7 protein-coding genes and 2 pseudogenes are annotated in these 6,682 nt (G+C 39.2%); 5 read left to right on the top strand and 4 right to left on the bottom strand.

Translation table 11 applies throughout. The annotated features are described in order from the left end of the window. Nucleotides 1-67, bottom strand: a pseudogene (locus FTU65_RS16460) (helix-turn-helix domain-containing protein); the annotation flags it as partial. A 77-nt stretch (nt 68-144) separates the two neighbouring features. On the opposite strand from FTU65_RS16460, the pseudogene FTU65_RS10550 reads away from it, so the two are divergent. After that, nucleotides 145-363: pseudogene (locus tag FTU65_RS10550) on the top strand (roadblock/LC7 domain-containing protein); the annotation flags it as partial. A gap of 561 nt (nt 364-924) precedes the next feature. Here FTU65_RS10550 and FTU65_RS10545 read toward each other — a convergent pair. Then, nucleotides 925-2,007 (bottom strand): putative zinc-binding metallopeptidase, encoded by a 1,083-nt coding sequence (locus tag FTU65_RS10545; protein ID WP_180035169.1) that lies wholly within the window; start codon nt 2,005-2,007, stop codon nt 925-927. 447 nt (nt 2,008-2,454) lie between these two features. On the opposite strand from FTU65_RS10545, the gene FTU65_RS10540 reads away from it, so the two are divergent. Genes FTU65_RS10540 through FTU65_RS10530 form a run of 3 tightly spaced genes read left to right on the top strand, consistent with a single transcriptional unit; the run spans nt 2,455 to nt 4,123 of the window. Then, nucleotides 2,455-2,895 carry a ribbon-helix-helix protein, CopG family gene (locus tag FTU65_RS10540; RefSeq protein WP_180066769.1) on the top strand — a complete coding sequence of 147 codons (441 nt, stop codon included), beginning with the start codon at nt 2,455-2,457 and terminating at the stop codon, nt 2,893-2,895. 11 nt (nt 2,896-2,906) lie between these two features. Beyond that, a complete protein-coding gene (locus FTU65_RS10535; protein ID WP_180065396.1) occupies nt 2,907-3,104 on the top strand; it encodes a hypothetical protein in 198 nt (65 codons plus the stop codon). Further along, nucleotides 3,101-4,123, top strand: coding sequence for an ABC transporter substrate-binding protein (locus FTU65_RS10530; RefSeq protein ID WP_180065398.1), 1,023 nt, complete (start codon nt 3,101-3,103; stop codon nt 4,121-4,123). The genes FTU65_RS10535 and FTU65_RS10530 overlap by 4 nt, the downstream gene beginning before the upstream one ends. A 97-nt stretch (nt 4,124-4,220) precedes the next feature. Here FTU65_RS10530 and FTU65_RS10525 read toward each other — a convergent pair whose 3' ends face one another. Beyond that, nucleotides 4,221-4,889 carry an epoxyqueuosine reductase QueH gene (locus FTU65_RS10525; RefSeq protein WP_180011145.1) on the bottom strand — a complete coding sequence of 223 codons (669 nt, stop codon included), beginning with the start codon at nt 4,887-4,889 and terminating at the stop codon, nt 4,221-4,223. Between the two features lie 145 nt (nt 4,890-5,034). Beyond that, the gene (locus FTU65_RS10520; protein WP_180011147.1) at nt 5,035-5,475 is read right to left on the bottom strand and encodes an Rrf2 family transcriptional regulator; all 441 of its coding nucleotides are present in this window, start codon (nt 5,473-5,475) and stop codon (nt 5,035-5,037) included. A gap of 108 nt (nt 5,476-5,583) precedes the next feature. Here FTU65_RS10520 and FTU65_RS10515 point away from each other — a divergent pair, with 108 nt between their 5' ends. Further along, a complete protein-coding gene (locus FTU65_RS10515) occupies nt 5,584-6,471 on the top strand; it encodes an NAD(P)/FAD-dependent oxidoreductase (protein ID WP_180011149.1) in 888 nt (295 codons plus the stop codon). Nucleotides 6,472-6,682 lie beyond the last annotated feature (211 nt).

Below are 6,682 nucleotides of genomic sequence, written 5' to 3'. Positions count from 1 at the left end.
GTTTGGCCAGAAAAATGAGTCGTTCTCGCTGTTCTAAACTAAGTGGTACAGAAACAATCCGAGGCATGTGTGAACATCTGTTAACTAAAAAAACCTTTTCGCATGATTAGTTATTTTTGTCAACTTAATTTATTGGGGTTAATAATGGCCAAATTATCTTTAAACGGTTTAACAGACATTGACGGTTTTATTGCTGCAGCTTTGGTTGACAGCGAAAGTGGCCTTGCTATGGCAACACAAGGCAATAACGACATCGACTTAGAATTAGCTGCTGCTGGTAATACCGAAGTTGTACGCTCAAAGCGTAAAGTTGCCAAAGCATTGAATTTAAATGACTCAATTGAAGACATTTTAATTTTGCTTGAAGCTAATTTTCCGCTGTGTTGTTTTAAGCTTTTTTTGCATTGTGGATTTTGATCGGCGCTTAAAGCACGTGCCATGTACAGCTCACTTGCTGATGCATAGACTTGAGCAATATCTAAAGTTTCATTGTTACGCATTTTGTGAATACAGCTTTCAAGCGCATTTAAACAAGATTGGTCGCTTTCATTCACCATTAACAGGATTTGATGGCTAAATGTACTGAGCTTTTGATGGGTTAATATGCTGTCTGTTTTATTATTTAGTGACGCACTGAGTTGATTTTCTTGTAATTTGACCAATTGGCATCCACTGAGCAAACTCAGGCTGATGATACACATGAAACGAGCAGGTAAATGCGTGAAAGGCATCATTGGAAAGGTCACAGGCATCTATTTTTTGTTATTTTAACCTTTATAAAATAGTAAAAATAGGGCAGGTGTTACAGCGCTCAATCCTAGAAAATTACTACGTATGTATCCTTTCAAACTAAGCTAATGTTCGAATGCTGTGATACCAAAAAGTTGATTTGAGATTCAAACACTGTCACGTGTTAAATTTAATCTAATTGTGCTGCTGATTTTTTAAGGTCATATTGAGCAATTTATGATGAATGAATCTAAGTTTATCCAATACCGGATTCGACAACGTAAATGGATAAGCATCATCTAAGCCCATGCTGCGGTTCAACGCATTTAAATTAAAGGTCAAGGTCATCCAGTGTTGCAGCAATAGGTCAAAATCCTGAGCGCCAATCGGGTTCTCTTTCAGTTCTAAATTATTCAAATCTGACTTATTGGTTTTTACCACTAATCCTGCATAGTAGGCGGTTTCAAGAGTGTCCATCATGTGCAAATAATGCGCCCATGTTTCCGCCCAATCTTCCCAAGGATGCGTACTGGCATAGGAACTAACATAGTAATCCGCCCAATTTTGCGGCGCACCGTCATTATAATGACGTTTCAAAGCTTCACTATAATCTTGTCGTTCATCACCAAACAGTTCTCGAAATTCCTCAATCAGTTCAGGGTGTAAATGTTTGATCAAATCAAAATAATAATGACCGCTTTCATGTCTAAAATGACCTAGAAGTGTACGGTAGTTTTCACCCATTTTTATACGCGTTGTTTCGCGGTAAATCACATCTGCTTCACTGGCATTCAAGGTAATAATGCCATTGGCATGACCGGTCATAACAGGTGTATTTTCTGTTGGCATCAGAAAATCAAAACGAAGTCCAAAACGGTCATCTTGGCTACGTTTAGGACGCGGCATGGTATTGAGCTGCTGCATTAAATACAAAAAACGCCGTTTAGCATGTTCCAATCGTGCCCAGTACACAATATGGTCTGGGTTATCTAAGTTGGGAATGGTGTGCGTGAGCAGGCAAGACTCACAATAAATTTCCTCACTGTCAGCAGGCACCATCCAGTTACATACCTGATGATGCTGATAATTATGACAAGGTTTAAAGCGCTTTCCCTTTATTTCAGGATTTAAGGCAAGCCATAACGTACTGCTGTGCTTTTCAAAACAGCCCATTTGCTTTTCAGAGGCAATATAACCTAGCGCAGTCTGACAATTGACACAGTGTGAATTGGCAAAAAAGATTTGGTTAGAACATACCGCGCAGCTGAAATACTTCATAGGCGTTGAGTGATAAATAGAATGATCAATCAGTATAAATGATGTTCAATGTTGATGAAATAAATTGAACTTAGAGTTTGTTGCTTGTCGGTCAATGCTCTTGCTTAAGAACAACGCCCTTAATAAATGGTCCTTCATCAAATGACACATCGCAGCAATAGTGCAAATAAGTCGCTATTAGTGCATTTATTGCACAAATGATGAACAGTAAAATCTAAAAGAAAGTTAAAAGAACAAAATAATCGACCATTTTCATATTCCTCACTTGGCACAGATTCTGCATTTGTATCGATATTACGAAATAAATGTTTTGTATTACTCAAACAGGAGATGCATATGAACCGCCATCAATCTGCAACATTTCTGCATCAATTAAAGCAGTTTTTTATTGAGCTACTGAGCGCCCGCGCGGGTTTCTATATTCAGCAAAAAAAATAAGGAACAGCAGTGCCTAAACAAAAGCTGGCGCGTATCAGTATTACAGTGCCTGAAAAAACAGTCGATGCATTGGATCAAAAAATTGTCGATCAGCATTATGTAAGCCGTTCTCAGGCCATTGTCGACATGATCAATAAGCATCTGATTGCCGATCAGGAGCTACGCAATGAAGTGATGGTCGGCACGTTTACCTTACTTTATGACGCAAGTATTACGGCGCTACGTATTCAGCTTTTAGATTTACAGCAGCAGTTTTTAGAACAAGTGGTGAGCTCACTACATATTCAACTCGATGACCACAAAATTTTAGAAGTCATGATTCTGCAAGGCATCAGTTCAGAGCTAAAGGTTATCAGTCAGCATTTTTCAGCACTTAAGGGTGTGATGAAAGGACATTTGGAGTTGATGGACGCTGTAATGCCGCCAATTCCGCAAAATGCAAAGAATTAAGGAGTTTTAAAATGGGCCAATTATACCGTTCACAAGGTCAGTTTAAAGACCAAGTCACAGACCAACATCAAGCACATGCTAATGCAGGTAACCAAAGACCAAATCGTGCAAAGCACCATGCTCAATCTGTCAGCAATCCGAATACACCAACGTTTTTGTATACCAATACCAAATTTAACTGTAATACCATCGGGGAAATAGCACTATGATCAAAAAAGCCTGCTTATCTGCATCCGTTTTGACCGCCATCTTACTAGGTGGTTGTGACAATACGGCCAAAACACCTGAACCAAATGCTCAGGCAGAAGGCACTGTCAATACAAAAGCCATTACGATCGGCTATAGCGACTGGCCGGGTTTTGTCGCATGGCAAGTTGCTATCGAAAAAGGCTGGTTGAAAGAAGCCGGCGTCAATGTAGACTTTAAATGGTTTGATTATTCAGCTTCACTATCTGCATTTGCGGCAAATCAGTTGGATGCTGTTCTAGTCACCAATGGTGACAACTTAGTCACGGGTTCTGGCGGCACGAAAGGCGTCATGATTATGGCGACGGACTATTCTGCGGGTAATGATGTCATCATTGCTAAAGATGGCATTAATAGTCTAACTGATTTAAAAGGAAAAAGTGTCGCGACAGAAAAAGGCTTGGTTGATCATTTGCTTTTGACGACGGCGTTGGATGATGCAAAAATTCAAGCCTCTGAAGTAAAGTTGGTCAACACCATGACCAATGAGCTACCACAAGTATTTGCAAGTCCTGATATTGCTGCGATTGCCGTGTGGCAACCGGTTGCAAATCAAGCGCTGAAAGCAGTTGCTGGCTCTAAAATCATTTATACATCGAAAGATAAACCCGGTCTGATTTACGACACATTAACCGTCAACATGACGCATTTATCTGCCAACAAAGAAGAATGGAAAAAAATCATTCAAGTTTGGGATAAAACGGTTAAATACATCAACGACCCTGCAACGCATGCCGATGCAGTGAAAATCATGTCAACCCGAGTTGGTGTTGACCCTGCACAATATGAACAGTTTATTGGAGGCACACATTTATTGGACTTGGCTGCCAATAAACAAGTCTTTAAAAAAGGTACAGGATTTGATTCACTTTATGGCTCGAGTTATCACGTGAACAAATTTAATGTTGCCAATGGCATTTATAAAACCGAAATGGATGTCGATGGATCAATCTATCCAACGTTGGTTGAAGAACTGAAATAAGTTGAAATATAGCTAAAAAAAGCCCTGAATGATGTAAAAATTTCAGGGCTTAACAACATCAAATTAATATCCATAAAAAAATAACGAAGGGCAGAACTCAAGCTTCTTCATCCATCGCATTGGAATAAAACTTCACACCCAATTTGATTCGGTCACGGCCTTGGCTCATACGCCAGCGGTTGGTATCGCGCAGTGAATACACACAGCCGCAGTATTCCTGCTGATAAAATTCTTCTTTTTTACTGATTTCCAGCATACGCACAGCACCGCCATTTTTACGCCAGTTATAGTCCCAATAGGTTATTCCGTCATAATGTGAAGCTGAACGATGCCCGCAGTCATTAATCTGCTGCATATTTTTCCAGCGTGAAATACCCAATGAACTGCTGATTAGGCTAAAGCCATGTTCTGCCGCATATAATGCAGTACGTTCAAAGCGCATATCAAAACACATGGTACAGCGGAGGCCTTTCTCAGGTTCATTTTCCATGCCTTTGGCGCGTTCAAACCAGTTGTCAGTGTCGTAATCACAGTCGATAAACGGAATGTTGTGTTTTTCTGCAAAGCGGATATTTTCTTCTTTGCGGATTTCATATTCTTTAACTGGATGAATATTGGGATTGTAAAAAAAGATCGAAAAATCAATACCAGATTCAATTAATGTTTCCATGACTTCGCCAGAACAGGGCGCGCAGCAAGAGTGTAATAAAAGTTTGTCATGACCTGCTGGGAGAGTCAGTTTCTGACGTTCAAGTTTGTTTGACATAATAATAAGGTATAAATATAAACCTTATATTTTAGCGATTCATGTACCTTTCAAAGCTCGAATATGCTGATTATTTCTAAGTTTGAGCTGAGTCAGATTCAGTACAGTGACTTAAAATTGAAACAAATTTAAAGATCTATTTGTTTTATTTCACGTTCATCTGCTGATTCCATTCAATTTGAAAATCATGTGCCAATTGGTCTAATTGAGTTGCTTTAAGGTTTTTAATCAGCACTTCTTGCGCTTCAAAAAAGGCATGATCAAGTGCCCGATTGACCACCAGTTCTACCAAGCAGTCTGGCTGCATATTTTCATTGCCAATGGCGAAAATAGAAGGTTCACCGACAGCAAGGTAAATGTCATACAGCGAAATGTCATGCAGGGGTTTAATTAGACTCCAGCCGCCACCTGGGCCTTTTTCAGAATCAACAAATCCATGTTTTTTTAAGCCAGACATGGTTCTACGCACCACAACAGGGTTTGTTTCCAGCATTTCGGCAATCTGATCTGAAGTGAAAGGCTTATTTTCACGTGCCATATGCAACAGGACATGTAGCATTCGTGAAAGTTTACTGTCTTTACGCATGAGGAAATAGATTATTGGGGGAATTTATAGATTGTAACATTAAAAGTTTCTTATACGCATATTAAATGATATAGTAACTTTAAAAGTTACATATAGGGCGTTATGAACATGAATTATGAAGTTGTGATTATTGGCGGTAGTTATGCAGGGCTTTCTGCGGCTTTACCTTTAGCACGTGCACGTCGCCGTATTTTAATTATTGATGCAGGGCAACGCCGTAATCGTTTTGCCGAACATTCACATAATTTTTTAACCCAAGATGGCCGTTCCCCAAGTGCTATTGCAGAAGACGCTAAAGCACAATTAGAAAAGTATTCAACGATTTCATGGCTTGCTGAAACTGTTACAGATGTAAAAGCGGTTGATGGAAAATATTCAGTTATCGCAGGTGATCAGCACATTCAAGCTGAAAAAATGATTATTGCGACTGGCGTACGTGACGAATTGCCTCAAGTTGATGGTTTGGCCGAACGTTGGGGGAAATCTGTTTATCACTGTCCATATTGTGATGGTTATGAACTAAATTTAGGTGAAGTCGGCATGCTGGTATCGGGTATGCATTCGTTACATATGGCATTGATGCTACCAGATTGGGGTAATACAACGCTGTTTTTAAATGATGCCATTAGTGCAGATCAATTGGATGATGAGCTATTAGCGAAGCTTTCAAAACGTCAAATTCAGATTGAAACGCGCAAAATTTCACGTATCGAAGGGCTTTGTGAGGTAATTTTTGATGATGGTGAAAAAACAGTGCTTGACGGTTTGTTTGTTTCAACTGTGACTCGTTTGCAAGCAGATTGGATTCATCATTTAGGTTTAGAGATTGACTGCAATGAATATGGCGAGGCCATTAAAACTTCGCCAGCCAAGGAAACAAATGTTAAAGGGATCTATGCTTGCGGTGATGTGACCCGTTCTGGCGGTTCAGTTGCATTATCTGTAGGTGATGGTGCGATGACAGGAATTGTGGCGCATAAATCTTTCATTTTTTAAAGTGATTGCATAGCTGCTAACAAAGATAGGGCAAGTATCTAAATGAGAAATTTAGATATTTGTATCTACATATAAGAAATCACAAAATCAGTTAATTATTTGATCTTTTTTCAGTTTAAGCTGAGTTTAATTCACTTAGGTTAATAAATAATCATATTCTAAAAGTAGACATTCTAATTGATGAGTTTCATTTTTACATCAAAAAATCAGC

The organism is Acinetobacter sp. YH12129 (assembly GCF_013418685.1).
Taxonomy (GTDB): domain Bacteria; phylum Pseudomonadota; class Gammaproteobacteria; order Pseudomonadales; family Moraxellaceae; genus Acinetobacter; species Acinetobacter amyesii.
This window is presented reverse-complemented; position numbering and strand designations above follow the sequence as displayed.